General features: G+C 63.7%; 22 protein-coding genes and 2 pseudogenes. 5 read left to right on the forward strand and 19 right to left on the reverse strand.

Annotation, left to right across the window (positions count from 1 at the left end):
• Positions 1 to 26: 26 nt before the first annotated feature.
• Positions 27 to 1,164, reverse strand: a pseudogene (locus QOZ99_RS19025) (IS3 family transposase).
• 185 nt (positions 1,165 to 1,349) lie between these two features.
• Here QOZ99_RS19025 and QOZ99_RS19030 point away from each other — a divergent pair.
• A protein-coding gene (locus QOZ99_RS19030) for an IS5 family transposase (protein WP_306891567.1) occupies positions 1,350 to 2,107 on the forward strand; the annotation gives its coding sequence in 2 pieces (ribosomal slippage) (positions 1,350 to 1,683 and positions 1,683 to 2,107; 759 coding nt in all).
• Between the two features lie 297 nt (positions 2,108 to 2,404).
• Here the strand turns inward: QOZ99_RS19030 and QOZ99_RS19035 are convergent.
• From QOZ99_RS19035 to QOZ99_RS19060, 6 genes are all read right to left on the reverse strand, one after another.
• Entirely contained in the window at positions 2,405 to 2,830 is a 426-nt protein-coding gene (locus QOZ99_RS19035) for a DUF930 domain-containing protein (RefSeq protein ID WP_306891568.1), read from the reverse strand.
• Between the two features lie 88 nt (positions 2,831 to 2,918).
• A complete protein-coding gene (locus QOZ99_RS19040; protein WP_306891569.1) occupies positions 2,919 to 3,350 on the reverse strand; it encodes a cupin domain-containing protein in 432 nt (143 codons plus the stop codon).
• Between the two features lie 16 nt (positions 3,351 to 3,366).
• The gene (locus QOZ99_RS19045; RefSeq protein ID WP_306891570.1) at positions 3,367 to 4,764 is read right to left on the reverse strand and encodes an NAD-dependent succinate-semialdehyde dehydrogenase; all 1,398 of its coding nucleotides are present in this window, start codon (positions 4,762 to 4,764) and stop codon (positions 3,367 to 3,369) included.
• 107 nt (positions 4,765 to 4,871) lie between these two features.
• On the reverse strand, positions 4,872 to 5,648 hold the full coding sequence (locus tag QOZ99_RS19050; protein ID WP_306891572.1) for an MBL fold metallo-hydrolase: 777 nt from the start codon (positions 5,646 to 5,648) through the stop codon (positions 4,872 to 4,874).
• Complete coding sequence (locus tag QOZ99_RS19055) at positions 5,641 to 6,537, reverse strand: amidohydrolase family protein (RefSeq protein ID WP_306891573.1); 897 nt, start codon at positions 6,535 to 6,537, stop codon at positions 5,641 to 5,643. Before QOZ99_RS19055 ends, QOZ99_RS19050 begins: the two co-directional genes overlap by 8 nt.
• An 87-nt stretch (positions 6,538 to 6,624) precedes the next feature.
• Positions 6,625 to 7,617 carry a Bug family tripartite tricarboxylate transporter substrate binding protein gene (locus QOZ99_RS19060; protein ID WP_306891575.1) on the reverse strand — a complete coding sequence of 331 codons (993 nt, stop codon included), beginning with the start codon at positions 7,615 to 7,617 and terminating at the stop codon, positions 6,625 to 6,627.
• Positions 7,618 to 8,152: 535 nt separating this feature from the next.
• On the opposite strand from QOZ99_RS19060, the gene QOZ99_RS19065 reads away from it, so the two are divergent.
• The gene (locus QOZ99_RS19065; protein WP_306891576.1) at positions 8,153 to 8,638 is read left to right on the forward strand and encodes a tripartite tricarboxylate transporter TctB family protein; all 486 of its coding nucleotides are present in this window, start codon (positions 8,153 to 8,155) and stop codon (positions 8,636 to 8,638) included.
• A 9-nt stretch (positions 8,639 to 8,647) separates the two neighbouring features.
• A complete protein-coding gene (locus QOZ99_RS19070) occupies positions 8,648 to 10,147 on the forward strand; it encodes a tripartite tricarboxylate transporter permease (RefSeq protein WP_306891577.1) in 1,500 nt (499 codons plus the stop codon).
• Between the two features lie 24 nt (positions 10,148 to 10,171).
• On the opposite strand, the gene QOZ99_RS19075 is transcribed toward QOZ99_RS19070, so the two are convergent.
• From QOZ99_RS19075 to QOZ99_RS19125, 11 genes are all read right to left on the reverse strand, one after another.
• Positions 10,172 to 10,906 carry a transporter substrate-binding domain-containing protein gene (locus QOZ99_RS19075; protein ID WP_306891578.1) on the reverse strand — a complete coding sequence of 245 codons (735 nt, stop codon included), beginning with the start codon at positions 10,904 to 10,906 and terminating at the stop codon, positions 10,172 to 10,174.
• A gap of 45 nt (positions 10,907 to 10,951) precedes the next feature.
• Positions 10,952 to 11,257: an antibiotic biosynthesis monooxygenase family protein gene (locus tag QOZ99_RS19080; RefSeq protein WP_306891579.1), complete on the reverse strand. Its 306-nt coding sequence runs from the start codon at positions 11,255 to 11,257 to the stop codon at positions 10,952 to 10,954.
• A 139-nt stretch (positions 11,258 to 11,396) separates the two neighbouring features.
• Positions 11,397 to 12,173 (reverse strand): trans-aconitate 2-methyltransferase, encoded by a 777-nt coding sequence (tam, locus tag QOZ99_RS19085; protein WP_306891592.1) that lies wholly within the window; start codon positions 12,171 to 12,173, stop codon positions 11,397 to 11,399.
• 62 nt (positions 12,174 to 12,235) lie between these two features.
• On the reverse strand, positions 12,236 to 12,871 hold the full coding sequence (gene otnC / locus QOZ99_RS19090) for a 3-oxo-tetronate 4-phosphate decarboxylase (RefSeq protein WP_306891580.1): 636 nt from the start codon (positions 12,869 to 12,871) through the stop codon (positions 12,236 to 12,238).
• Positions 12,868 to 14,142: a 3-oxo-tetronate kinase gene (gene otnK / locus QOZ99_RS19095; protein ID WP_306891581.1), complete on the reverse strand. Its 1,275-nt coding sequence runs from the start codon at positions 14,140 to 14,142 to the stop codon at positions 12,868 to 12,870. Before otnK ends, otnC begins: the two co-directional genes overlap by 4 nt.
• 11 nt (positions 14,143 to 14,153) lie before the next feature.
• Complete coding sequence (locus QOZ99_RS19100; protein ID WP_306891582.1) at positions 14,154 to 14,816, reverse strand: aspartate/glutamate racemase family protein; 663 nt, start codon at positions 14,814 to 14,816, stop codon at positions 14,154 to 14,156.
• A 62-nt stretch (positions 14,817 to 14,878) separates the two neighbouring features.
• Positions 14,879 to 15,958: an ABC transporter ATP-binding protein gene (locus tag QOZ99_RS19105; protein ID WP_306891583.1), complete on the reverse strand. Its 1,080-nt coding sequence runs from the start codon at positions 15,956 to 15,958 to the stop codon at positions 14,879 to 14,881.
• On the reverse strand, positions 15,951 to 17,711 hold the full coding sequence (locus QOZ99_RS19110) for an ABC transporter permease (RefSeq protein ID WP_306891584.1): 1,761 nt from the start codon (positions 17,709 to 17,711) through the stop codon (positions 15,951 to 15,953). Before QOZ99_RS19110 ends, QOZ99_RS19105 begins: the two co-directional genes overlap by 8 nt.
• Before the next feature lie 63 nt (positions 17,712 to 17,774).
• Complete coding sequence (locus QOZ99_RS19115) at positions 17,775 to 18,878, reverse strand: ABC transporter substrate-binding protein (RefSeq protein WP_306891585.1); 1,104 nt, start codon at positions 18,876 to 18,878, stop codon at positions 17,775 to 17,777.
• A gap of 185 nt (positions 18,879 to 19,063) precedes the next feature.
• A complete protein-coding gene (locus QOZ99_RS19120; protein ID WP_306891586.1) occupies positions 19,064 to 20,155 on the reverse strand; it encodes an isocitrate/isopropylmalate dehydrogenase family protein in 1,092 nt (363 codons plus the stop codon).
• 106 nt (positions 20,156 to 20,261) lie between these two features.
• A complete protein-coding gene (locus QOZ99_RS19125) occupies positions 20,262 to 21,182 on the reverse strand; it encodes a GntR family transcriptional regulator (protein WP_306891587.1) in 921 nt (306 codons plus the stop codon).
• 443 nt (positions 21,183 to 21,625) lie between these two features.
• Between QOZ99_RS19125 and acnA the strand changes: the two genes are divergently transcribed.
• Complete coding sequence (gene acnA / locus QOZ99_RS19130; RefSeq protein ID WP_306891588.1) at positions 21,626 to 24,277, forward strand: aconitate hydratase AcnA; 2,652 nt, start codon at positions 21,626 to 21,628, stop codon at positions 24,275 to 24,277.
• Positions 24,278 to 24,638: 361 nt separating this feature from the next.
• Positions 24,639 to 25,394: pseudogene (locus tag QOZ99_RS19135) on the forward strand (IS5 family transposase).
• Between the two features lie 49 nt (positions 25,395 to 25,443).
• On the opposite strand, the gene QOZ99_RS19140 reads toward QOZ99_RS19135, so the two are convergent.
• Positions 25,444 to 25,821: a LysR family transcriptional regulator gene (locus tag QOZ99_RS19140; RefSeq protein WP_306891589.1), complete on the reverse strand. Its 378-nt coding sequence runs from the start codon at positions 25,819 to 25,821 to the stop codon at positions 25,444 to 25,446.
• Positions 25,822 to 26,070: the final 249 nt, after the last annotated feature.

The following is a 26,070-nucleotide window of genomic DNA, read 5'->3' on the forward strand; positions in this document are numbered from 1 at the left end:
AGTCGTTAGGTGGATTTCGGCCCTGGTTATGCCGCAACCGGGATTGGCTGCAGCGCGTTGAAGTAGGCCTGATCGGGCGTCTGCCGTTCCAGGCTCTGGTGAGGCCTTGTGCCGTTGTAGAAGGCCAGGTATCGGCCGATCGAGGCGCGGGCCTCGGACACGCTGGCATAGGCGCGCAGGTAGACCTCCTCGTATTTGACCGATTTCCAGATGCGCTCGACGAAGACGTTGTCGCGCCAGGCGCCCTTGCCATCCATGCTGATCCTGATGCCCGCGCCGATCAGCAGGGCGGTGAACTCGCGGCTGGTGAACTGCGAGCCCTGATCCGTATTGAAGATGTCGGGCTTGCCGAAGCGCGCCATCGCCTCCTCGACGGCCTCGACGCAGAAGGCGACGCCCCTCGTGATCGAGAGCCGCCAGGCCAGAACCTTGCGGCTGAACCAGTCGACGACGGCCGTCAGATAGACGAAGCCCCGCGCCATCGGGATGTAGGTGATGTCGATCGCCCTGACCGGATTGGGTCGCGTCACCGGCAGCTTGCGCAAGAGATAGGGGAAGATCTTGTGCCCCGGCGCCGGCTTTGACGTGTTCGGTCGGCGATAGAGCGCCTCGATCCCCATGCGCTTCATCAGCGTGGCGACGTGGAGACGCCCAGCGACATGCCCCTCGGCCAGCAGCAGACCTTGCAGCATGCGGCTGCCGGCGAAGGGGTATTCCAGATGCAGCACGTCGATCGCGCGCATCAAGGCCAGATCGGCGGCAGGAACCGCGCGGGGCAGATAATAGACGCTGCCCCGGCTGATCCCGAGCACTTTCGCCTGCCGGCTCAGTGGCAGATCGTGTGCGCGGTCGATCATCGCTTTGCGCTCGGAAGGCCGGCCTTGCCGAGCGCGTCGGACAAAAATCGTTCTCCGGCGTCAGCTCCCCAATCTTCGCATGAAGCGTCTTCACGTCGATCACGGGCGCGGTGGCTTCCGACTTCGCCTCGGACCCAAAGACGCCGGCAACCCCGTCAAGAAGCTGGCTGCGCCATTACGTGATCTGGTTGGGGTGGACGTCGAACTGCTGCGCCAGGTCAGCCAGCGTCTTCTCGCCCTTGATCGCCGCCAGCGCGACCTTCGCCTTGAAAGCCGGGCTGTGGTTCCGGCGCACACCTCTCGTCATATCCGCTCCTGTTCACGGCAATCATGCCGCGTTCAGGCCGAAAAGCCACCTACGCCCGGTGTCCAGATTTCCCGAGCCAGATCTCGATCAATCAAATGCCGGGAATGAACACTTAGGGCTCGGACCCATAAAATGGTTGGCTTCGTTTGCCCGGTGTGATTCACGGCTTCCGGGAGGAAGCGCGGATGAATCGGGATCGTTTCTGGCTCACGGATGCGCAGTTCACTCGGATCGCGCCGCATCTGCCGACGGATACGCGCGGCAAGCCGCGTGTTGACGACCGCCGCGTGATCAGCGGCATCGTCCACGTCCTGAAATCCGGCGGACGTTGGATCGACGCGCCGCCGGACTACGGGCCACGCAAGACGCTCTACAATCGTTATGTCCGCTGGGCCGCCAAGGGCGTCTGGGTCGATCTCTTCCATGCTCTGGCAAGCGCTGGAGGTCCCCCGGTCCAGGTGCTCATCGACTCCTCTGCCGTGAAGGCGCACCGCTCGGCCTCGGGCGGAAAAGGGGGGAGCGCAACCAAGCCATCGGCCGCTCACGCGGCGGGCGCACGACCAAGATCCACGCGCTGACTGATCGCAAGTGCAGGCCCATCGCCTTCCTGCTCACCGGAGGCCAAGTCGCCGATTGCACGGCGGGGTCGGTCCTGCTCAAGCAGATGCCCGCCGCCCGCATCCTCCACGGCGACAAGGGCTACGACAGCAACGCCATCCGTCGTCAGGTCGAGGAGAACGGCACGATGCCCAACATCCCGCCCAAGGCCAACAGGCGCTGGAAAAACTGCTTCTCCCCTGCGCTCTATCGCAACCGAAACGCCATCGAGCGCATGTTCTGCCGCCTCAAGGACTTCCGTCGCATCGCCACCCGATACGACCGCAACGCCGTCAACTTCCTCGCTGCCGTCTGCATCGCGGCAACCGTCAGCTACTGGTTATGAGTCTCGACCCTAGATAGGCGCCACGCCGCTTGACGGTGCCCGTCGTCGTGTGACCGTTGCTTGTCATAGCCGTCGGAAGAAAGAACGTCGCCGTTTCCGAAGGATCAATGACCTTCCCGCCGGCGCGCTTCCAAGCGGTCGCGATCGTGCTGGCGTGACGACGTAAAGGTAGGTCCTGCCAATGCGGATGCAACGCACGCCGTCAAGCTCGATGGCGCCGTCAAAGACCTATGGGGCTGAAGCTGAGAGCTCACGCGAGCGTCGTTAGAGGACTGCAGCGTATCGAGCGCAGACATATCAAGGCGCGACCAGGCTGTGCGGCTCCCATTCGCTGCGCGGGATTTTCTCACCGAGGACGTGATCCAGGGACACGATATCGAGCCCGTCCGGCGTGGTCTGGCATATGTAGGACAAATGATACCAGGAGCCCTTGCTTCTCACGGCGGCACCTGGCGCACGGACGGCGACACCGGCCACTTTCACCTCGGCGAAGGCGTAGGCAACGAGTTCGTCTGGGCTCATGTCAGGATGTTGGCGCCGCACGTCCCCCATGGCCCGCGCATCGCATCTCTGTTCCCCGCGAAAGCTCGGATCGATGTGCGCCATCTCCCGGGCGATCTCCTGCCTATGGGGATGGGGATCGGCGCCCGTAGCGGTCTTGGCATGCGCCGCCGGCACCAGCGCCGCCGTGCAGTAAAGGACAATGGCGGTCGTCAGTCTCATATCGCCTCGCGAATTATGCGATCGGCCGCTCGCTAATCCGGGATTGAGGCGGAAGCGCGTCTGCCGGCCACCATCCGTCGACGGGGGATCATGCGATCCCGGCCCTGTGCTCCTCGTCGATGGAGCGCGTATCGCCGGTGGCGATGATGGTTCGGGTTGCGTCGATCGAGGCGTAGATCCAGAGGATCTTCATGGTCTCGGTCGCCGACATGTTGATGAATCGATGGGGCAGCCCGGCGGGAATCCAGGTGATATCCCCGGCTTTCAGTCCGTGACGGACGCCATCTATCTCGGCAACCGCGTTGCCCTCCAGCAGCATCACGCTCTCCTCGCAATTATGGCTATGCAAGGGAATCGCTGCGCCCGGCTCGAAGAGGGTGATGCCGTTGATGAAGCCGGTCGCTCCGACCTTGCGGGTCACAAGCGGGATTGTCCGCGCGCCACCCCCACGCGCTCGCGCGGGGATCTCGTCGGGGCGCAGGATCGCCGGGCGCGGCCTTTCAGGTTGGGCATCGCTCATTGCTGGGTTCCTCGGTTCACTCGGCATTCTCGACTTTGGCAGGCCCCGTCGCAGGGCCGATCCACAGCGTCTTCACGTTGACGAATTCCTTTATCCCGTAAATGCCGAGTTCGCGGCCATATCCAGACTTCTTGATGCCGCCGAAGGGCAGGCGCGGATCGGATGCCACCATGCCGTTGATAAAGACTGCGCCGGCATCGATCCGGCGGGCAAGCGAGCGGGCCCGGGCAAGGTCCTTCGTCCATAGGGCCGCGCCGAGGCCGAATTCGGTGGCATTGGCCAGCCGGACAGCCTCGGTCGCATCCTTGACGCGGATGACAGCCGCGACCGGACCGAAGGTCTCCTCGTCGAAGGCCGCCATGCCCGGCATCACATGGTCCAGAACAGTGGGCGGATAGAAGAATCCGGGACCGTCGATGGGTGCACCGCCGGCCTTTAAGGTGGCGCCGGCGGCGATCGTGCGCATCACCTGGTCATGCAGGCCGGCACGCAAATTGGCGCGTGCCATCGGGCCGATATGGGTGTCGCGCTCCCTGGGGTCGCCGATCTTCAGCTTTCCGACGCCGGCGACGAAAGCGGAGACGAAACGGTCGGCGACGGTCTCTTCCACGATGAAGCGCTTGGCGTTGACGCAGCTCTGTCCCACATTGACGAAGCGGGCCTTCACGGCCACCTCGGCCGCGGCCTCGACATCGGCATCGCCGAGCACAATGAAGGGGTCCGAACCGCCGAGTTCCAATACCTGCTTCTTCAGAGCCCTGCCGGCCTGAGCGGCGACGATCGCGCCGACCTCGGTGGATCCCGTGAGGGTGACCGCCGCGATGCGATCATCGGCGATGATGCCGGCAACCCGTTCGGGCTCGATGAGCAAGGTGCGGAACAAGCCTTCGGGACAGCCGGCGGCGCGCATGATCTCCTCGATGGCGAGAGCGCAGGCCGGGACGTTGTTGGCATGCTTGAGAATGGCGCCATTGCCTGCAGCAAAGGCCGGGGCGGCGAAACGGAAGAACTGCCAGAAGGGATAGTTCCACGGCATGATGGCCAGCACGACGCCGAGAGGATCGAACACGATCGCGCTTTCGGTGGCATTGGTGGCGATCGATTCGTCGGCGAGATAGCGCGGCGCCATGACGGCGTAGAAATCGCAGTTCCACGCGCACTTCTCGATCTCGGCTTCCGATTCCGGGAGAGGCTTGCCCATCTCCTCGGTCACCAGCGCCGCATAGCGATCCTTGTCGACTCTCAGGATGCGCGCCATCGAGCGGAGCAGTACGACGCGCTCCCCGATGGGCGTGCGCCGCCAGCCCTCCTGCGCCACCGCGGCACCGGCGAGGGCGGCCTCGATGTCGGCAAGCGTGTGGAGATCGAACCGCGCGATCGGCGCGCCGGTCGTGGGGTTGAGGGAAACGATCATGACAACACGTGCCTTTCGGGCGGCGAGGAGCTGAATGTTTCAGGCGGTGTCATTGACGCGCTCATCCGCCCGCGGCCGGCCGGCCGGATCGCGCTCGGCGCCGGCCATCATTTCGAGAGGACGAACTCGGTCACGCTCGCCATGTCGTTGCCGAACCACGCGCGAATGCCGGCGCGACGAGAGCCCAGATACCGGGTCGTACCGTTCTCGAGGATCATGGGCAGATCGTGCCCCGGCACCAGCACGGTTCCCGGACGCCGACGCCATATCTCCCAGATCATCTCGATCGACCGGCGGCTCACCGCAGCGTCATAGGTCATGTCGGTATCGCCGGAGACCAGTTCGGCACGGTTCTTCGCGGCATCGCCGGTGAAGATGAAATCACGATGCTCGGTCCGCCAGTGGAAGATCAGGCATCCCGGTGTATGGCCCGGCGCGACATGCGCGGTCATGCCGGGAAACACCTCCGCACCGTCGGTGATCTTCTCGCAGCTCGGCCAGTCGTCGAGTGCGCGCACATAGAGCTCGGGCACCGGTGTCTCGCCCCATGGCTCGTTCAGCGCCCACGAGATCTCATCGGCACCGATGACGATCCGGGCGTGGCGGAACAGCGTCCAGTTGACCGAGTGGTCGTAATGGGAATGCGTGAGCAACAGGTCCGTCACATCCGCGGGAACCAGGTTGCGCTCGCGAAGCTGTTCCAGGATCAGCTTGCGCATGCCGAAATTGCCGGCATCGACGAGCGCCAGCCGGCCGCCGGACCGGATCATCGCCACCGTGCTCCAGCCCATCCCGCCATGGCACATCGACTTGCCGGGAAAGCCGCAGATCATAACGTCGAGAGGCCCACCGGCCAGCTCGGGGGCCTCGCTCAGCTCACTCATCGGATGCTCCTGCCGGAAAGCCGTAAAGACGGGCTGGGTTCGACACCAGGATCTGTTCGATCAGCGATGAATCCGGGATGGCGTCCCACAGGACCCTCAGCGCCAGGGCGTCGTCCATATCGGCGAAGGGTTCGATTTGCTTCGCGTTCTGGCGCGAGGAACGGCCACCCCCCGTATGCGGCCAATCCGAACCCCACAGCAGGGCCTGAGGATTGGCGGCCATCAGTTCCCGAATGAAGGGAATGATCGCCGGGACGTTGTGCGGCCCCGTCAGGCGCTCGATGGCGGACATCTTCACCACCACGTGCCCCTTTCGCACAAGCGCGAGCAGCGTTTGGAACGCCGTGACGGCAAGACCCGCCGTTGGATCAACGAGAGCGAAATGGTCGACCACGAGTGGAACCGGCAGGCGCTCGATGCGAGACGCAAGCGCCTCGATGACCGGTAGCCGCGTCAGCACCTGCACATGCCAGTTCGAACCGGCGAGCTGCCTGGCGTTCTCGTCGAGCACGGCCCAGACGTGGTCAGGGTCGTGAACGCCGTGGGTTGCCGCATTCACGCGAACACCGCGAACGCCAGCCCGATCCAGGTCCTCGAGTTCGGCATCGCTGATACGGCCGTCAAGGACCGCGATCGCCCGAGCGCGGGGCCCGAGCCGCGCCAGCCCGGCGAGCAGGCGCGCATTGTCGGTGCCATAGACGCTCGGCTGGATCAGCACGACGCGATCGATGCCGAGCCGCTTGTGCATTGCGTCCAGCTGATACTCGGTCGCGTCGCCGGGCGTGTAGACGCGCTGAGCCGCAAAAGGATAGCTCTGCGCCGGTCCGAAGAGATGCACGTGGCAGTCGCACGCCCCCCGTGGAATCGTGTGACGAAACTGTTCTGTCATGCCACACATGTCCCCGGCAGGTGGCCGCCCGCGGCGGGGCGGCGATAAAGCAGGTTTTCTGAGGAAGCGACGTTCTGAGGCGCCCGATCAAGGCTTCTTCGTTTCCTTGCCGAGGATCACGATCCAGCGGTCGACGTCTGCATTGACGATCGCCTGCATGGCGGCGGCGCCCTGCTCCTTGGCGGTCGGCGTCCGGGCACCAATGTCGACGAGACGCTTCTGAACGGCGGGATCGGCGAGCGACGTGGCGATTGCGCCTTCCAGCTTGCTCAGGATTTCCGGGGGCGTTCCCTTTGGAGCATAGAGCCCGGTCCATGTCTCCGACTTGAATTCGGGCAGCCCCGCCTCCGTCGAGGTCGGCACGTCCGGTATCACCGGCGACCGTTGATCGGCGGCGACGACGAGCGCCCGGGTAAGGCCCCCGTTCACCTGCCCGCTGACAGAGGCCACCAGATCGCACGACCCGTCGAGATTGCCTGACATGATGTCGTTGATCGTCTGCCCGAACCCCTGATAGGCGACATAGGTCGGCTTTACCCCAATGAGCTGGAAGAATTGCACGCAGGTAATGTGCGAGGCCGCCCCGATCCCGGAATGTCCAAACTTGAGGCCAGGCCCCTTCTCCTTGGCGTATGCGATGAACTCCGCGAGATTCTTGGCCGGAAAATCGTTGCGCACGAAGATGATGTTGGGGGTCACCGATACCAGTCCCAGATAGGCGAAATCCGTCTTCGGGTTGTGCGGAAGCTTTGGGTTAATGGCGACCGCCGCCGCATGGGTTCCCAGATGCCCGAGCCCGATCGTATAGCCATCGGGTGCCGCGTTCTTGCCGCGTGTCGATCCCGTCGCTCCGCCAGCGCCCGGAATGTTCTCGACAATCACGTTCTGGCCGAGCTGCTTGCTGAGGGATTCGGCCATGATCCGGCCGGTCGTGTCGGCAGCCCCCCCCGCCGCGAAGGGGACGATCAGAGTGATCGGACGCTCAGGATAGCCTTGGGCCCACAAGGAGCCTGTCGCAATTACCGTCAGAACAGCGGCAATGGCTGTGGGCATGCCCATTCGGCAGAATCTATTTTTCATGACACCCTCCCGTAAGTGCGCTCGTTCTGTCTGGCGTGAGCGCCGGAAGCCGCGGGGCACCGGCCAGCCGCGACTTTCTCTCCCGGCAAAATAGTGAATAAAATTGTACTTAGCAATCTACAAAACCATTCTGATAGTTTTGACATGGCCAATTGGCACGTAGGGCGGGTGCCATGACGTCGACAGAATGCCAGACATTCGGAGACCAGAACGCGAATTGTAGGCACCGCAACCGGAGCAGAAGGCGCGATACTTGGTCGCTCGCGTGGCGTCCGCGATGAATCTGAAGCCGCTCGCCGAAACGGCCCTTGACTTTAATTTGGCTTTATATCAATCAATAGCCAATCGAGTTGGCCTTCTACGGTCAAGTCATTTCGTTTGTCCCGAACTACGCCATGTCGGGACGGCTGCTCCAGATGGAAGCGGCCGGAATACGCCAGAGTGCGGCATCCATTGGCAACGCCATGGATCGTCGGCGGCCTTCACCTGCCGACCTAGACTTTGCCTATCGTGCCATTCGGTCCAGGAGAGATCGATGAGAACAAATATGGGAACGGAAACGCCATCGGCCGTCAGATCCCCTTCTGACCTTGCAGGAAGCCTCTTCCTGTTCTTCGTGGCCGGAATTGCTCTTTGGCAAGCCGATGGACTGACCTTTGGCACATTGGAGGCGGTCGGACCCGGCTTCATGCCGATCTCGCTCGCCGTCCTCCTGGCCGGCCTCGCGGCTCTTCTTTTCGTCTCCTCGTTGCGACGAAATGGTGAAGCGCTTGCAGCTTGGTCCTTGCGCCCACTGGTTTTCGTATTGGGTGCATTCATTGTCTTCGGCTTGGCTCTGCGTCCCCTGGGCCTGTCGGTCGCGGGGCCTCTGGCGGTGATACTCGCCGGTTTCGCCAGCAACGAAACACGCTTCTTCGAGACGGCCGCGTTCGGCATTGCCATGACGGCAGCGTGTATCGGCCTGTTCAAATATGCGCTGAACCTGCCAATCCCGCTGGCACCCTGGCTCCTAGGTTATTGAGGCCGGCCGATGGATATCTTCTCGAATCTCAGCCTCGGCTTCACCGTCGCGCTGTCGATGCAGAACCTCATGCTCTGCTTCATCGGCTGCCTTGTCGGTACGTTGATCGGCGTCCTGCCGGGCGTGGGTCCCATCGCGACCATCGCCATGCTTTTGCCGCTGACCTTCAAGGTCGATCCTACGGGCGCCCTGATCATGCTCGCAGGCATCTATTACGGCGCGCAATATGGTGGCTCGACCACCGCCATCCTGATCAACATTCCCGGCGAGGCGACCTCCGTCGTCACGGCGCTCGACGGGCATGCGATGGCAAAGAAGGGGCGGGCAGGCGTTGCACTCGGCATCGCCGCCATCGGCTCCTTCATTGCCGGGACCATTGCCACGCTCGCGATCGCGCTCCTCGGCAAGCCATTGACGGGGCTCGCCCTGCTGTTCGGGCCGGCCGAGTATTTCGCGCTCATGATCCTTGGTCTTGCCCTTGCGGTTGCGCTTGCACGCGGGCCGGCACTCAAAGCGATCATCATGATCGTTCTCGGCGTGCTGCTCTCAACCGTCGGTACCGACCTCGACACCGGCGAGGAGCGCCTGACGCTGGGGCTGGTCGGCTTGAGCGACGGCATCGATTTCGCCACCATCGCGATGGGGATCTTCGGGCTTGCCGAGATCCTCAAGAACATCGAGGCGCCTGAAGCCCGGGATGTCGTCAAGGGCTCGATCGGTCGGCTTCTGCCTTCCTGGCTGGATTTCCGGCGGGCGCTGAAACCCGTGCTGCGCGGAACCTTGCTCGGCTCCGGGCTCGGCATTCTTCCCGGAAACGGCGCCGTCATCGCCCCCTTCGCCTCCTACACGCTGGAAAAGAAGCTCAGCAAGAACCCCTCCGAGTTCGGAAACGGCGCCATCGAGGGTGTGGCGGGGCCGGAGTCGGCGAACAATGCGGCGGCTCAGACCGCGTTCATCCCGCTGCTCACCCTGGGCATACCTCCGAATGCCGTCATGGCCCTCATGATCGGCGCCATGACGATCCATGGCATCATTCCAGGCCCGCTCGTCATGACGAAGAGCCCAGATCTGTTCTGGGGAATGATCGCGTCGATGTGGATCGGCAACCTGATGCTGGTCGTCATCAACCTGCCGCTGATCGGCATATGGGTACGGCTGCTCAAAGTCCCGTACCGCCTCATGTATCCGGCGATCCTGCTGTTCTGCGCGATCGGCATCTATTCGATCAACAACAACCCTGGTGATGTCTATGTAACGGCATTCTTCGGTCTGCTTGGCTATCTGTTCTACAAGCTGGGCTTTGAGCCGGCGCCGATGCTCCTGGGGTTTGTCCTCGGCAAGTTGCTGGAACAAAAGCTGCGACAGGCCCTCACCCTCGCCGACGGCGACATGCTGGCAGTGATCGGACGCCCGACGGCCGCGGTTTTCCTGGTCGCCGCCCTTATCGTAATCGCGGTCTCGCTCTCTCCGACGATAACGCGGAAGCGTGATGAGGTTCTCGCCGAGTAATCGATCGACCCGCGCGGCCCGGGATCAGGGAGCCAGGCCGTAGGCTGACAGCGCCGCGTCGATCGTGCCGTCTTCCTTGAGGGTCTTCATCAATCGCTCCGTCGCGGCAAGCGCGGCGGGGCGGCCCCGCGGGACGATCACCGCCGTTTCGGCCTTGTGGAAGTGGCCGGAGACCATGGCGGCACCTTCGACCGTCCCAAGCAATGACTGGATGGATTCGCGGCCGAGCGCGATGGCATCGACCTCCCTGGCTACGAACAAGGCGACGGCCTCGTCGAGCGCAACCACCGATCTGGGCACGATATTCGTCAGGCTTCGCACGGCGCTGCGAAGCGTCGCGGTTCCCTCCACGCCGACGACGCGCACCGAAGGGCTGTCCACATCCGCAACATTGGCCAGCCCCATGCCGGCTCGAACGAGATAGGTGCTCACGCCGGCATAGTAGGCCGGCCCGACGCCAACCCGCCGTCGGCGCTCGTCGTCAATCGGCACGAAGGACAGCGACCACGACCCGTCCGTCGCGTGGCTGATAATCTGGCCCGAGCTGTCGAATTCCACAAGGTTCAGGTCGAGGCCGCAGCGTTGCGCGATGGCCTCGGCCAGGATCACGGTCGGGCCCTCGGGACGGCCGCCATCGGTGCGGCGCCGGGTCCACACCGCCGAAACGGCTTGCCCCACGGCGATGCCGACATCCAGCCGGCCGCGTGGGGCGAGTTCGTGACGCTCCAGATCGGAAAGGCGGACGGATGAATATGGCATCTACAGTTCCTTGAGGATGAAAACCCGGCGCGCCGTCGGCGCGTCTCACGCCGGCGCGAAGACCGCCGCCTCGCTTTCGTGCGTCACCATGGGCGGAGCGGCGAAATAAGCTCCCACGAGCCCCCTCCATTCCTGGAAGTCGTCCGACGCGCGAAAATCGACCATGTGATTCTCGACTGTCTCCCACTTGACCCTCAGTCGATACAGGTTCGGCGTCTCGATCACCTTCTGAAGGGACAGCCCATGGCATCCCTTGGCGCGCAGGAACAGCGGCGCTGCCATTGCCACTCCCTTTTCGAAAGCATGTTCGTCGCCAGGCCTGATGGTGAGTTCGGCTACTTCCATGATCATGACGGGGCTCCCCAGGAAATGATGTCATCCGTGCGCAGACAGCCAGACCGGCACGGTCACTGCACTTGTGTTCTCACCAAGTGCAGTTGCCGGCAAATGTCCAGATAAATGGGTAGGCCGCCGGTCGAAGATAATCTCTCTACCCCAAGCACCGCGCGATGATGAAGAGGCGTGGAAAGCGGAGCAGTACGGTGCCATTTTCGTGCGCCGGGTAATGCCGTGCGATGGAAGCTCGGTATCGCTCAAGGTATTCGGCGCGCTCCTCCGGCGAGAGCGGGTCGATATAGGGCTTCAGACCCGTGCTCTTGAACCACTCCACGATCGCCGCCGCGCCGGCCATCTCATGCACATAGGTCGTCGACCAGATGTCGATCGAGCAGCCGCTAGCACGAAGCCAGCGATAATAGTCGTCGAAGCTGCCGATCTCGGCCTTGGCTGCATTGGCGGCGCGAAGGCGATCAGCCCAAGGCCCGCCTTCCGCGACCTCCCGCATGGCGACATGCGAGGGTTCCGCCAGATTGTCGGGCATCTGCACCGCAAGGCACCCGCCGGGCGTCAGTGCCCGCACCAGTCGCGCAAAAAGACGCTCATGCTCGGGAACCCATTGCAACACCGCGTTCGCGAACAGGAGGTCATAGGACCGCTTAGGTTGCCAGATCGCGATATCGGCCTGATCGAAGCTCATGTGCGGGAGGCGCTCACGCGCCTTGGCGAGCATGCTCGCCGAACTATCCATTCCCTCTACGACCGCCCTGGGATAGCGGTGGACGAGAAGCTCGGTGCTGTTGCCGGGGCCGCATCCGATGTCGAGGCAGGCGCGCGGTTCGTTCAGCGGCACGCGGGCGAGCAGATCGAACGCCGGCCGTGTCCGCTCATCCTCGAACTTGAGATACTGCCCGGGGTTCCAGTCCTGCACCCGCGTCGTCATCGCCCGCCACCTTCGAACTCGATCCCCAACCCGCGCCGGCACCCGTCGCGTCAAAAGGTGCCGAACACGCGCTTCAACTCGTCCACCTGGTCGGCATCGAGCAGGCGGGTCCGCTGGCCCCGGAGTGAGACCAGGAGCTTGGCTGTTTCCTCGAGTTCCTCGGCAGCATAGACCGCCGCGTGAAGATCTGTCGCGGATACGACCGGTCCGTGATTGGCGAGCAGCATGGCGGCATAGCGGCCGCCAAGCTCACGAATGAGATCTCCGGCCTTCGGCTCGCCCGGCCGCACATAGGGCACCAGCGGGACCTGCCCGACCCGCATCACGACATAAGGCGTCAGCGGTGGGATGCAGTCCTGGGGATCGACATCCGACAGGCAGGAAAGCGCGGTCGCGAATGTCGAGTGCAGGTGGACGACGGCACCGGTCGCCGGCCGGGTTTCGTAGAAGGCGCGATGAAGAAAGATCTCCTTCGACGGAGGATCACCGGCTATATGCCGGCCGTCCCGATCAAGCTTGGAGATGCGGGCGGGGTCGATAAAGCCGAGGCACGAATTGGTCGGCGTGATCAGAAGACCGTCCTCCACCGCCGCGCTGATATTGCCTGCCGAGCCGACGGAGAAGCCGCGCTCGAACAGTGAGCGGGACAGAAGCGCAATATCCTCGCGCAGCCTTGACTCGTTCATGCCGAACCTCCCAGCTTGGCAAGCGCCTTGGTGAAGAAATCGGGGGCGCCGAAATTGCCCGACTTGAGAGCAAGCCCCAGCGGATGCTTACCGTCGCACACCAGCACGGGCACGCCGGGATCGATCTCGGGCCCGATCTCGAGGGCGCCGAGGCCGAGGGCGGAGACCACCGCACCCGATGTCTCGCCGCCCGCCACCACCAGCCGCTTCGTACCGGAAGCAACGAGCGTGCGCGCCGTCTGCGCGAACAGGGCGTCGAGGGCCGCCGCCAGGCGCTCGCGTCCATGCTTCTCCTGCAGACGGGCGACCTGCTCCGGCGGGGCCGAGGAATAGACCAGAGGCGCCTGCCCCTCGCGTGCCTGGATGAACGTAGCGAGCGTGTCCGGCGTCACCGTACCGTCCAGCACATCCTCCACATCCACATTCAGGACCGGATGAGAGGTTGCATGCCATTCGATCTGCTGACGCGTCGCCCCCGAACAGCTTCCGGCGAGGATCGCCTCCGGGCCGTCGATCCCGGAGAAAGCCGACGGCGTCGGCGACATCAGCCCCTGATCGCGAAAATTCGCCGGTAACGCCAGCGCAATACCGGAGCCGCCGGTAATCAGCGGGGCGTCGCGGCATGCCCGGCCGATGATTTCGAGGTCGTCGTCGCTCAGCGCATCGACGATGACCAGCGTCTCGTCGCGCGCCACCGCCGCGTCCAGTGCCGCCCGCAGAACCGATGCACCGGCATGGACCTGCGGCCACGCGACCTGACCAACCTCGCCCGTGGTTTGACGGCGGAGCCAACGCCGGATGTCCGGGTCCGTCATCGGATTGAGCGGGTGATGCTGCAGGCCGGATTCGCTCAACAACCGATCGTGGACGAAGAGGTGGCCCTGATAGACGGTACGACCAACCGTCGGAAAGGCCGGGCACGCCACCACGCCCTTAACGCCGAGCGCTTGTGCCAGCGCCTCGGCAACGGGGCCGATATTGCCGGCCGGTGTCGAATCGAAGGTGGAACAGTATTTGAAGACGAATTGCCGGCATCCCTGCGCCTGAAGCCAGGCGAGGGCTTTCAGCGAGACGGCCACGGCCTCATTGGCTGGTATGGAGCGGCTCTTGAGCGAAATGACGCCGGCTTCGATCTGCTCGGAGGACGGCTCGTCGGGCACGCCCAGATACTGCGCGGTCCGCATCCCCCCCTGCCCGGGCAATCCCTTGGCTAGCGTATTGGCGATGTCGCTCGCACCGGTGAAGTCGTCTGCGATAACCCCGAGCAGCATGGTGCGTCTCCTTATGATCGAAACAGCCGGCGCAACTTCGCGACGGCGGCCTCCGGGCTGGTCAGGATGGGAACGCTGACGGCCGCGCGAACCGCGGCCGCGGCCGGGGCGGTTGAGAAATGCGCGAGCATGATGGCATCGAACCCGTTGATCGCCCGCGCCTGTTCGGCCACGAGCGCGTGGTGGGCGGGTGCATCTCCGGCGCGCAGCGCCGCCATCGCGCCCTCCGCGACAAAGCTGGTCAGACGGGCGGCCGATCCGAGGCGCTCGGCCTCTTCCGCGAACTCGGCCTCCATGCTGGCCTGGGCAGGTGCAAAGGTAACGATCATCGCCACCTTGCTGCCCTGGTCCATGGCGGCCTCGAACATGGCCTCGTTCGGTTTCAGCACCGGGATGTCGAGCAACCTCGCCGCCGTGGCGATGGCGCTTCCAAAGGCCGAGCAGGTGAAGAGGATGCCGTCGGCCCCGGTGGAGCGCGCATAGCGGGCGAGGCCGACGATCCGTTCCGTCAGTCCTTCCGATATCTCCCCTGCCCTGGCGAGATCGGGCGACAGACTATCGTCGAGAAGATTGAACGGCTCGGCATCGGGCCAGTCGCTGGCAAGAACCTTCTGGATCGGTTCAACGGCCACGGGAGTTGCGTGGATGAGGGCAATGCGCGGAGCCGCCGCCATGGGATGTTCGCCTCTGAGAAAAAGGGCGGCCGGCGCCTATGGTTTTGGCGCCGGCTGCCCAGTCAGGCCTGGGAGGAGGCCGGGAAGACCCAGACGCTTTCTGGGGGGAATTCGCACCACACCGCACCGGGGGAAAGCTTCCGCGTGCCGTGGGCCTTCACGTTGAAGCTTCCCCGACGCAGGCGATATTCCCAGCGATCGCCGAGATAGAGGCTGTCGTCGAGCTGCATCTCGATCCGGTGCGGTCCGGGCGAATCCGACACCGAAATCTGCTCGACACGGATCACAGCCTGCGCGCTCGCTGCCGGGGCAAGCCCCTGTAGTTCCCTGGCGGTGCCGTCGAGCGACCATCCCTCCCCGCCGATCGTCGCGCGGGTGCCGTCGAGCGTCGTCAGATTGCCCCGCGCGACGTTGTTCGCTCCGAGGAAGTCCGCGGCGTAGAAGCTGTTCGGGTTGGAATAGATATCGTGTGGAGGCCCCTCCTGCACGATGCGCCCGTCTTTCAGCAGCAGGATATGGTCCGCTGCCGCCAGCGCCTCGGTCTGGTCGTGGGTGACCAGGATCGCACAGATCTCCAGATCGAGGATCAGCTTGCGAATCCAATAGCGCGCCTCTTCGCGCAGCTTGGCGTCAAGGTTCGACAGCGGCTCGTCGAGCAACAGCACCCGCGGCTCGTACACCAGCGCGCGGCAGATCGCGACGCGCTGCTGCTGTCCGCCGGAGAGCTGGCTGGGATAGCGATCCGCCAGATGCCCGAGCCCCATGCGATCGAGAATGGTCTGCACCTTGACGCCGGCATCGGCGGCATTTACGCCGCGAAGCTTGAGGCCATAGCCGACATTCTCCTTGACCGTACGGTGCGGCCACAGCGCGTAGGACTGGAACACCAGCCCGATGTTGCGCTGTTCGGGCGCCAGGGCGATCTTCTTGTCGCTGTCGAGCGCGACCTTGTCGCCGATCCTGATATAGCCGAATTCGGGCTGTTCGAGCCCGGCAATGCAGCGCAGCAGCGTCGTCTTGCCGCTGCCCGAGGCCCCCAGCAGCGCGACGATGGCACCCCGGCTGGCGGTGAACGAGGCCCCCTTCAGGATCTGCAGGCCGCCCAGCCACTTCTGGACATTGTTGACGACGAGTTCAGTCATGGACCTTGGCTCCCAGGCGCAGCGCGAGGGTGAGACCTCCCGCGGTCAAGAGAATGCTGATGAAGGCGAGAGCAGCGATCGTATCCATGGCTCCGGTCTGCAGGAGCGAGACCATCAGGGAGCCGATCACCTCGGTACCGGAACTCATGAGATAGACGCCGGTGGCGTATTCGCGCAGGAAGATGATCATGATCAGCGCCCACGCGCCTACCAGCCCGGGCCGGACGATGGGAATGACGATGTCGCGCCAGGTCCTGCCCAGGGTCGCGCCCGTGGTCCGGGCAGCCTCCTCCAGTTCTGGACCGACCTGGATCAGCGTGCCCTGCAGCAGGCGCAGCCCATAGGACAGGCCGACGACGACGTAGGCGACGAACAGGCTGACCAGCGTCGGGCGCAGCGGCGTGAGCAGCGGCACGAACAGGAAAACCCAGAAGAAGGCGAGACCGATCACGAGCCCGGGAAGGGCGCGCGGCAGCAGCACGATGTAGTCGAGGACCGTGTTCGAAAGGCCGGTATTCCGGTGCCCCGCCAGGCCGACCAGCAGGTAGATCAGCACGGCGATGGCGCCGCCGACCACGGAGAGCAGCACGGTATTGAGGATTCCGCGGAACAGGCTGGGCACCGACATCAGGTTGTCGAAGTTGGCCAGCGTCAGGTGATCCATGAGATTGACGCCCTGGCCCCAGGCGTCGACGAAGGCGCGCAGCGTGATGCCACCGATCGGCAGCACGACGGCGACGAACAGCCAGAGGCCGATCAGCGACAAGGCGAGCACCTGTCCGCCGCGACCAAGCTTCAGCGACGTCGTGCGTCCTCCTTTGCCGCCGAGCGCCGCGTAACGTCGGCTGTGGCGCAGGATACGGCGCTGGAAATAAACCAGCGGCAGGGTGATGAGCACCAGCACCATCGCGACAACGGCCATGAGCTGGTAGGTAGGCACGCCGAACAGCGTGGTGAGCTTGTAGATATAGGTCGTCAGCACCATGATCCCGTTGGGATCACCGAGGACGAGCGGAATGCCGAACGTCTCGAATCCGAGCAGGATGTTGAGCGACGCCGCGAAGACGAGAGCGGGCAGCACCATCGGCAAGGTCACGTCCCGCGACACGCGCCAGATGCCGGCGCCTGTGGAGCGCGCGGCCTCCTCAAGGTCAGACGGCAGATTCCGCATGGCCGACGATACATACAGATAGACATGCGGCACATGGCTGAGACCGGCGATAGCGATGAGGCCGCCGAGGGAATAGAGATTCCACGGCACGAAGCCGATCGTCTCGCGAAAGAAGATCGACACGAAGCCGGAAGGGCCGATCGCCACCGTGTAGCCGAACGCCAGGACGATCGACGAGATGAACATCGGCATCAGGACCAGGATCTCAAGCAGCTTCTTGGCCTTGATGTCGGTCCGGGTCAGCAGGAAGGCCAGGATCGAGCCGAGCGGCACCGCGACGGCGACCATGCCGAACGCGAAGAGGACCGTCGTGCCCAATGCTTCGTAGAAGGATGGATCGCTCAGGATATAGCGATAGGCATCCAGGCTGAGCTGGCTTCGCGGACTGAAGAACGGCCCGTCGAGAAAGCTCTGGTAGACAATGAGGCCGACCGGGCCGAGCACCGCAATCGCCAGCGTTCCGATGACACCGATGCGGAAGGGGGCGGCGTCCAGCCTGCGGCGCAGATAGGGCGGACGGGCGGCTGGTTGAACCCAGGATCCCGAGGTCACAGCTGGGCTGTTGTCGACGTTCGTGGCCATGTTCACCAATCTCGCGAGAGAGGAAGCGCCGCGCGCGCAGGCGCGGCGCCAACGACGCAGGGCTCACGAGCCGGCGAGCGACGCTTTCCACTTCTTGAAGAATTCGACGCGAACCTGCGGCTTCATGTACTCAAGAAGGTCTTCGTCGAGGGCGATCGGCTTGAGATTGCCGCCCACGCGCTCGTTCAGCGTCGCCAGGTTGAAACCCTTGTCGGTGTCGGTGCGCACGGAGGGCAGGCCATTGGAGGCAAGGGCGTTCTGCCCGTCCCTCGATAGGGCAAAGTCGATGAAGAGCTTGGCCGCGTTGGGATGCGGCGCGCCCTTGGTAATCGCCAGCACGCGGGAGAAGGCGGGCGTGTAGTCGGTCCCGAAGGCAACCCCCAGATTAGGGCTCTGCTTGACCCAATCGAGCGCGTAGGAACCGATAATGTTGAACGCGAGGACATTCTCGCCCGAAACGACCGTCTCCTTCATCGAGCCGGAACTCGAATAGGTACGACCACCCGCGGCACCAAACGCCTTGGCCAGATCCCAGAAGGTGCTCGTGGCCCGCGCGTCGTTGGTGTGATGGAGGAAGCCCGAGCCGCTCTTCTCGGGATCGAAGGTCGCCACCTTGCCGCGCAGCGTATCGCGATTGTCGTTCAGGAATTTGATCAGGTCGGCGCGCGTCTTCGGGACTGACGCCTCGGGCAGCGCCTTGGTGTTGTAGATCATGCCGATCGGCTCGACGGTCGCCGCGTATAGCATGTCCTTGTAAGACGCCCATGCGGGCAGCGCCTTGGCTTCAGGCGAGACATACAAATCAATGTAATTATCTGTCGCGAGCGCCATCTGAAGATCCATGGCGGAACTCCACACGACATCAGCACCGACCTGGCCGGCGGCAGCCTCCGAGATCACGCGGTTATAGGTGCCGTTGGTTCCGAGATCGTTATACTCGATCTTTATGCCGGGATACTTGGCGCTGAACGCCTCCAGCAGGGCCTTGGCCTGCGCGCTGTCGGTGGAGGTGTAGATCGACACCGCCCCTTCCGCCTTGGCCGCCTTGACGAGATCCGCATAGCTGGACGGATAGCCTGCGGGAATCCCTCCGGCCCACGCACTGCCAAAGCTCGCGGCAGCCGTCAAAAGGCCAGCCGCCAACGCACGCATGATGGTCATACGCATTTTCTTTCCTCCCTGAATGACCGGCTGCCACAGGGGTGGCGGCCGGGCGAGTAGGCCGTATGGCGGCCCTGTATGTTTTGGACGCGGGGAGGACACCCTTGGCTTCCCTCCCACGCGTATATGGACTTTTTTATCTTAAAATCCAATTTGGCTCAAGCGAGAAACCGCCAGCCGAACGGCGGCGATCACGCCGCGCTCGTCGCTTTCTCGTCGCGTCCGATCACCGCGGCGACGCGGGCACCGAACGTGTCGGTATTGGTGGAGCCGCCCAGGTCGCGGGTGCGCGAGGCGGGATCCGCGAGCACCTCGTCGACCGCGCGTTCGATCTCGGCGCCGGCATTTTCCAGCGCCGGAATCTTGCGCTGCTCGCCGAGCCAGCTGAGCATCATCGCCGCCGACAGGATCATCGAAATCGGGTTGGCCTTGTTCTGGCCCTGGATGTCGGGCGCCGAACCATGCTGGGCCTGGGCGCAGACCAGGCCGGTCTCGGCATTGGCATTAATGGAGCCGGCAAGGCCAAGGCTTCCTGAAAGCTCGCTGGCAAGATCGGACAGGATGTCGGAATAGAAATTGGTCGAGACGATCACGTCATAACGCGAGGGATCGCGGACGAGATGCGCGGCCATGGCGTCGATGATCACATCATCGAGTTCCACGTCCGGGAACTCTTCATGCACCATCCGAACTTTTTCCAGAAAGAAACCGTCGGTAATGATGAAGTTGTTGGCCTTGTGAACCGCCGTCACCTTCTTGCGCCGCTTGCGCGCCAGGATGAAGGCGGCACGCGCGATGCGCTCGCAGGCATGGGCGGTGAGCTTGCGCACCGACAGCGCCACATCCGGGGTCGGCATGAACTCGCCGATGCCCTTGAACATATTGCGGTCGGGATAGAAGCCTTCGGTGGCCTCGCGCATGATCACGAGGTCCATTTCCTTGCCGCCGCGGCCGAGAAAGGCGCGCGAGCGGGCCGGACGGACATTGGCGTAGAGGTCGAGACCGACACGGAAACCGGCGGAGACGTTCGGTCCGCCCTTGTCGCGCGGGGGATAGTCCATGTGCGATTGCGGGCCGAGAATGATGCCGTCATAACCACGGGCCTTCTCGACGGTTTCCGGCCGCAGTGTCGTGCCGTATTTCTCCAGGCTGGCAAAGCCCACATCGTCATAGTCGAACGACAGGCCGAGGCCATAAATCCGGTCCGCCGCCGTCAGCACGGCCATCGTTGCCTCGGTGATCTCCGGGCCGATGCCATCTCCGGGCAACACAATAATCCGCATAGCGCTTCCTCCTCACGGCGGCCGCACGCGACACCGCGTGCCGGCTCTCATTCGCCACGAGAAGCATTATTGGCTTTTCATCTAATAAAAAGCAACATGGATTTTGCTACTCGGCAGCGGCAGGCTCCGCCCCGTTGCCGGGCAGGATGACGGGCGACTTGCGCGCCAGGGCGCCGCCGAGATGCCTGCGCATGAGATAGGAGGCCTCGAATACCTCTCCTTGTTCCAACAGCACCACGATCTCCAGATGTTCGGTGCACTGGGCGCGTAACCGGCTCCTGTCGAGTTGCGCGCGATATTCCAGCAGACGGCGCATGCGGTTCACCCGCACCAGCGCCTGGTGGAAGAACGGATTGCCGGACATTCGGATGAGCTCTTCGTGAAACAGCGAGCCATTGTGCAGCAGTCGTTCCGCCGGCTGCGTGGCAATATCCGAGGACAGCATGCCTTCCTGTATGGCGCGCTGCTCGGCCAGGATCCGCCGGTCCAGCCGGAAGGTCGGCTCCAGCATGGCCGCGGGTTCGATCAGCATGCGGAAGCGATAAATCTGCTCGAAAGCTTCCGGCGTCTTCGCGACCGGTAGAAAACGCCAGCCATAGCCGGGTTTGCGTTCGAGCCAGCCTTCGCGAACCGCGCGCATCAGCAGATCGGTGAGTTGCGATTTGGTCAGACGGTAGCGCTCGCGCAGGAACTGCTCGGTGACTTCCGCCGGAACCCGATCGGCTATCCAGTCGTCGGCCAGCCTCTGATAATCGTCGGACCCGTCAGGAAATTCAGCAAGCTCGTCGACGAGGGCACCTGGCGTTGCCTGAGGCAGATGCTTGGCGAAGAAGCCCCGATTGGCGTGCTGCTCCAATACGCCCCGCTCGGCCAGCACCTGCAGCGCTTCGCGAACCGGGGAACGCGAGACGCCAAACTGGTCGGCAAGCTTCTGCGTGCTGAGATGCTCTCCGACGGGAATGCGCCCACCCCGGATCCACTCCTTGATTTCGTCGGCAATACGCAGGGCGAGTGGGCTAGCGGCCATCTAAAATCACGCTCAAAGGGTTGAAGCGGGTCGACGTCGAAATTCAGTATGCCATCCTCACGCCCGGATCGAGTAGCCTGGATCGGTCCGAGGGCGGCACAACCCGCGCGCCCCGCCGCGTAGAGACGACGACATCAGGCGCACGACGCGCCCGTCTGCGGATTATATTGGATTTGCTTAATGAATCCAACCATCAGGAGCCGACGTACCGCTCTCCCGTCGCGCCACGCGTTTTAAGAAAAAGACATATATTACAAGATATTGCTGACGAACTGCGCTGCATTCTCCGAGCACGCGCGTTGCCAGTCGCTGTCGTACCCACGATTAATTTGGCTTTTTACGGGATAAAATGTAATTCTGTCGAGCGCGCGCCGAACCTCCCGCTTCACGGGGGCGACAACGCGATCCCGCGTGGCCGGGCGCCGTTGAGGGTATAGATTCGCATGGCACATGCCACTTGGTCCTTTGGCGGCCGCCGCTACGGTATCGTCGATCTGCGAGCGGCAGCCGGCGACGAACTGTCCCGGCTCCCCTATGTTCATCGCCTTCTGCTTGAGAATGTGCTGCGGACCGGGGCGGCCGATGCCGCGCGTGCCAGTGCCGCGATCATGGGCTGGCTGGAGACAGGGCGAAGCGACCAGGAAATTCCCTTTCTGCCAACCCGCGTGTTGATGCACGATACCACCTGCGGCCCGGCCCTCGTCGATATTGCCGGAATGCGCGCAGCGCTTGCCGAAGCAGGTGGAGACCCAAGCCGGCTCAATCCTGTCCTCCCGGTCGAGGTATCGACCGATCACTCCGTGGCCGTCGACGTGTTCGGCCAGCCGGAAGCGATGCAGCGCAACATGGAGCACGAATTGGAGCGCAACGCCGAGCGCTACCGCTTCATGAAATGGGCGACGAAGGCGCTTGCCGGCCTGCGGGTCCACCCACCCGGTACTGGTATCATGCACACGCTCAACCTGGAGCGGCTCGCCACCGTCGTGACCACATGGGAGCGCGACGGCGCGACCTGGGCGGTGCCCGACACGCTGATCGGTACGGACAGCCACACCCCGATGATCAACGGCATCGGGGTGCTCGGCTGGGGCGTTGGTGGGCTGGAGGCCGAGAGCGTCATGTTCGGCATGCCCGTCATGATGCGGGTACCCGATATTGTCGGCGTCCACCTCACGGGTGCGCTCCGGCCCGGCGTGCTCGGAACCGACCTCGCCCTGACGATCACGGAGCGTCTCAGGAAGATCGATCTCTCGGACCGCTTCGTCGAGTTCTGCGGCCCGGGCGTCTCGAACCTGACGGCGGGCGATCGCGCGGTGGTCGCCAACATGACCCCGGAGTTCGGCGCCAACACCGGATACTTTCCGATCGACGCCGAAACCCTGCGCTATCTGCGCGACACCGGGCGCTCGGAAGACCAGATGCGGCTGGTCGAAGCATATGCAAAGCATCAGGGCCTCTGGTTCGACCCCGCATCGACGCCTCGTTATACCGAAACTCTTCACATGGATCTCGGCGAGGTCGAGGTCAGCCTTGCCGGGCCGCGACGGCCACAGGACCGGATTTCGGCCGGCGCCACACAGGACGCCATGCGTCCGTTCTTCCCGCGCCCGACAGCCGCGCTGTCTGACCCGCTGCCCTCGAATGGCGCCGTCGCGATCGCGGCCATTACCAGTTGCACGAACACCTCCGATCGTCGCCTCGTCATTGCCGCGGGCCTGCTCGCCCGCAACGCCCGGCGTCTCGGTCTCAAACCCCCTGCATGGGTGAAGACCTCGCTTGCACCCGGCTCGCCAACGGCCGAGCTTTATCTGCGCAGGGCCGGACTGCTTGAGGATCTCGAAGCTCTCGGCTTCGGCATCGTCGGCTATGGGTGCACCACCTGTATTGGAAACTCGGGGCCGCTGACCCCGCAGATCGAAGACGCGATGGATGCACGCGGTATCGTTCCCGTCGCGGTGTTGTCGGGAAACCGGAACTTTCCCGGGCGGGTCCATCCGCGTCTCGAAGCCGGCTTCCTTGCCTCCCCACCGCTCGTGGTGGCGTTCGCACTCGCCGGCGACGTCAATCGCGACATCTGCGTCGACCCACTTGGCCGCTCGACCAGGGGTGATGAAGTTCGCCTTGCCGATATCTGGCCGGGCAGCCGCGATATCGAGGCCGCCCTGGTGGCCGCCGGTGCTCCTGGCGATTTTGAGCAGGCCTATGCGCAGGCCGAGGCCATCGAAAGCTGGAAGACCCTGGAAGCCCCGTCAAGCGCGCTGTTTCCCTGGGACAACGCGTCGACCTATATCCGCCGTCCTCCCTTCGCCGGTTTTGGTGCGGGCACGCGGCTCGGCTCCTATGAGGCCCATCCGCTCCTAGTGGTCGGCAACGACATCACCACGGACCACATCTCGCCCGCCGGACAGGTCCCGCCCGGCAGTGTGGCGGCCGATTATCTTGTGGCGCGCGGCGAGGACCGGCGCGACCTCAACGTGTTCGCCGCGCGTCGCGGCAATTGGGAAGTCATGGTTCGAGGTCTGTTCACCAATCGCAACGTTCGCAACCTGCTGGGGGAAGAGATAAGGCCGGGCTCCACGCTCCACGCCGGTTCGGACGAGGAAATGCCGCTTTGGCAGGCCGCGGAGCGCTACGCCGCCGAGGGGCGCTCGACTGTCATCATCGCCGGCGAACGATACGGCATGGGCTCCTCTCGTGACTGGGCAGCGAAGGGCGTTGCTTTGCTTGGCGTGCGTGCGGTGCTCGCGGCCGGCTTCGAGCGCATCCATCGCTCGAATCTCATCGGCATGGGGGTATTGCCTCTTCGTCTGCCGGCCGACGTGACGCCTCGCCAACTCGCTCTTGCGCCACGCGACCTCATCGTGATCGAAGCGCCGCTCGGCGCTGTTGCGCCGCGAAGCGAGATCGCCGTGAGGATTGTGAGAGCCAACGGTCAACTCGAGAGCTTCATCGCCCACGCAGCTATCGAGACCTCGCTGGAGGTAGAAATGCTCGCAGCCGGCGGTATCTTGCCTCTGATCCTACAATCGAAGCACGTCGCGCTGGCGTCGCCAACCGCCCCGATCCAGTCAAGATCTCGTTCCAATCTGGCATGAAAATCGGTTCCGTGAGAACATCAGATACGTTATATACATCTATATTTCGCAAATAATTCGAGGGTAGCCTCGAATACGTCATGGTTGATTCGTTGTCGCCAACTTGACTTCGAAAGGGTGTGAGGTGGCCAAGCCTCAAAAGCGGCTTATCAGGCTGTATCGACACAAGTCGGGATCCGTAGGGGCGAGAGCCGAGAAGGCGAGGTACGAGACGGCTGTCTGCATATCGGGTTGCCATGCGCCAGAACGACTTCAACTCGATCGGCGGCAAGACGAAGCTTCTCGGGATTAGGTCTCGGACCCATAAAGCGGTTGGCTTCGTTGGGCGGGTGTGATTCACGGCTTGCGGGAGGAGGCGCGGATGAATCGGGATCGCTTCTGGCTTACGGATGGGCAGTTCGCTCGGCTCGAGGCGCATCTGCCGACGGATACGCGCGGCAAGCCGCGTGTTGACGACCGCCGGGTGATCAGGGGCATCGTCCATGTTCTCAAGTCTGGCGGGCGCTGGATCGACGCGCCGCCCGACTACGGGCCACGCAAGACGCTCTACAACCGTTATGTCCGCTGGGCTGCCAAAGGCGTTTGGGTCGATCTCTTCCATGCTGGCGAGCGCCGGGGGCGCTGCGGCCCAGGTGCTTATCGATAGCTCCGCCGTGAAGGCGCACCGTTCAGCTTCTGGCGGAAAAGGGGGGAGCGCAACCAGGCCATCGGCCGCTCGCGCGGCGGGCGCACGACCAAGATCCACGCGCTGACGGATCGCGACTGCCGGCCCATTGCCTTCCTGCTCACAGGAGGTCAGGTGGCGGATTGCACGGCGGGATCGGACTTACTGAAGCAGATGCCGACCGTCCGAATCCTCCATGGTGACAAGGGCTACGACAGCAACGCCATCCGTCGCCAGGTCGAGGAGAGCGGCACCATGCCCAACATCCCGCCCAAAACCAACCGGCGCTGGAAGAACCGCTTCTCCCCCGTGCTCTATCGCAACCGAAATGCCATCGAGCGGATGTTCTGCCGCCTCAAGGATTTCCGCCGCGTCGCCACCCGATACGACCGCAACGCCGTCAACTTCCTCGCAGCCGTCTGCATCGCGGCCACCGTCAGTTACTGGTTATGAGTCCCGACCCTAGGAAGCGTGGGAACGGCTATTTGCGCAAATAGCTGATTCACGGTGCCCGAGCGGCTATGCCGCATCTCGCGGCGAAGCCAAACCAGTTGAGGGCGTTAGCGATCACGATGATTTTCCGCATGATCGCGGTCAGCGCGACCTTCTTCTCCTGCCCCGCAGCGATGAGATCCTTGTACTTTCGCTTGAGATCAGGATTGAAGCGCGCTGCGGCTATGGCGGGGAAGTAGAGCGCCTGACGCAAATGCGGCACGACCGCCTTGAATGCGTTCTTTGCCCTGCCATCCAGCTGGCCGATCTGGCGGCTGATCGCTCCTTCGGTCAGGGCGAGTCCGTCCGCCGCCCGCGCGAAGCTGCCGTAACGGGCGGCGACCTCGAAGGCCATGAGCGCGGAATGACTGGCAATCTTGTGGGGCATGCGCGTCTCCCTGGCGGCGGCGCGAAACGCGCGCACCCATCATGATCTTTAGTCACTCAAGAATGAGCGAATATCGCGACATGGCCCAAGATCGCGTGATTATCGTGATCAAACATCAACGAAAGACAAGCCCGTCGCCTCAAGCTGCCGGCTAATACCGACGCGCATTGATCAAAACCCATGTGCCCACTGACGCAGTCCGATGGACATGATGCGCCAGGGTTGGTCGACGAGGGTGTTCCAGGCGAA

It is taken from the genome of Ancylobacter amanitiformis, from assembly GCF_030814815.1.
Classification (GTDB): Bacteria; Pseudomonadota; Alphaproteobacteria; order Rhizobiales; family Xanthobacteraceae; genus Ancylobacter; species Ancylobacter amanitiformis.

Excerpts from the sequence above, each read along its gene's own strand:
- QOZ99_RS19035 (WP_306891568.1), bottom strand. The coding sequence starts at position 2,830 with ATGAGACTGACGACCGCCATTGTCCTTTACTGCACGGCGGCGCTGGTG.
- QOZ99_RS19040 (WP_306891569.1), bottom strand. The coding sequence starts at position 3,350 with ATGAGCGATGCCCAACCTGAAAGGCCGCGCCCGGCGATCCTGCGCCCC.
- QOZ99_RS19045 (WP_306891570.1), bottom strand. The coding sequence starts at position 4,764 with ATGATCGTTTCCCTCAACCCCACGACCGGCGCGCCGATCGCGCGGTTC.
- QOZ99_RS19050 (WP_306891572.1), bottom strand. The coding sequence starts at position 5,648 with ATGAGTGAGCTGAGCGAGGCCCCCGAGCTGGCCGGTGGGCCTCTCGAC.
- QOZ99_RS19055 (WP_306891573.1), bottom strand. The coding sequence starts at position 6,537 with ATGACAGAACAGTTTCGTCACACGATTCCACGGGGGGCGTGCGACTGC.
- QOZ99_RS19060 (WP_306891575.1), bottom strand. The coding sequence starts at position 7,617 with ATGAAAAATAGATTCTGCCGAATGGGCATGCCCACAGCCATTGCCGCT.
- QOZ99_RS19065 (WP_306891576.1), top strand. The coding sequence starts at position 8,153 with ATGAGAACAAATATGGGAACGGAAACGCCATCGGCCGTCAGATCCCCT.
- QOZ99_RS19070 (WP_306891577.1), top strand. The coding sequence starts at position 8,648 with ATGGATATCTTCTCGAATCTCAGCCTCGGCTTCACCGTCGCGCTGTCG.
- QOZ99_RS19075 (WP_306891578.1), bottom strand. The coding sequence starts at position 10,906 with ATGCCATATTCATCCGTCCGCCTTTCCGATCTGGAGCGTCACGAACTC.
- QOZ99_RS19080 (WP_306891579.1), bottom strand. The coding sequence starts at position 11,257 with ATGATCATGGAAGTAGCCGAACTCACCATCAGGCCTGGCGACGAACAT.
- otnC (WP_306891580.1), bottom strand. The coding sequence starts at position 12,871 with ATGAACGAGTCAAGGCTGCGCGAGGATATTGCGCTTCTGTCCCGCTCA.
- otnK (WP_306891581.1), bottom strand. The coding sequence starts at position 14,142 with ATGCTGCTCGGGGTTATCGCAGACGACTTCACCGGTGCGAGCGACATC.
- QOZ99_RS19100 (WP_306891582.1), bottom strand. The coding sequence starts at position 14,816 with ATGGCGGCGGCTCCGCGCATTGCCCTCATCCACGCAACTCCCGTGGCC.
- QOZ99_RS19105 (WP_306891583.1), bottom strand. The coding sequence starts at position 15,958 with ATGACTGAACTCGTCGTCAACAATGTCCAGAAGTGGCTGGGCGGCCTG.
- QOZ99_RS19110 (WP_306891584.1), bottom strand. The coding sequence starts at position 17,711 with ATGGCCACGAACGTCGACAACAGCCCAGCTGTGACCTCGGGATCCTGG.
- QOZ99_RS19115 (WP_306891585.1), bottom strand. The coding sequence starts at position 18,878 with ATGCGTATGACCATCATGCGTGCGTTGGCGGCTGGCCTTTTGACGGCT.
- QOZ99_RS19120 (WP_306891586.1), bottom strand. The coding sequence starts at position 20,155 with ATGCGGATTATTGTGTTGCCCGGAGATGGCATCGGCCCGGAGATCACC.
- QOZ99_RS19125 (WP_306891587.1), bottom strand. The coding sequence starts at position 21,182 with ATGGCCGCTAGCCCACTCGCCCTGCGTATTGCCGACGAAATCAAGGAG.
- acnA (WP_306891588.1), top strand. The coding sequence starts at position 21,626 with ATGGCACATGCCACTTGGTCCTTTGGCGGCCGCCGCTACGGTATCGTC.
- QOZ99_RS19140 (WP_306891589.1), bottom strand. The coding sequence starts at position 25,821 with ATGCCCCACAAGATTGCCAGTCATTCCGCGCTCATGGCCTTCGAGGTC.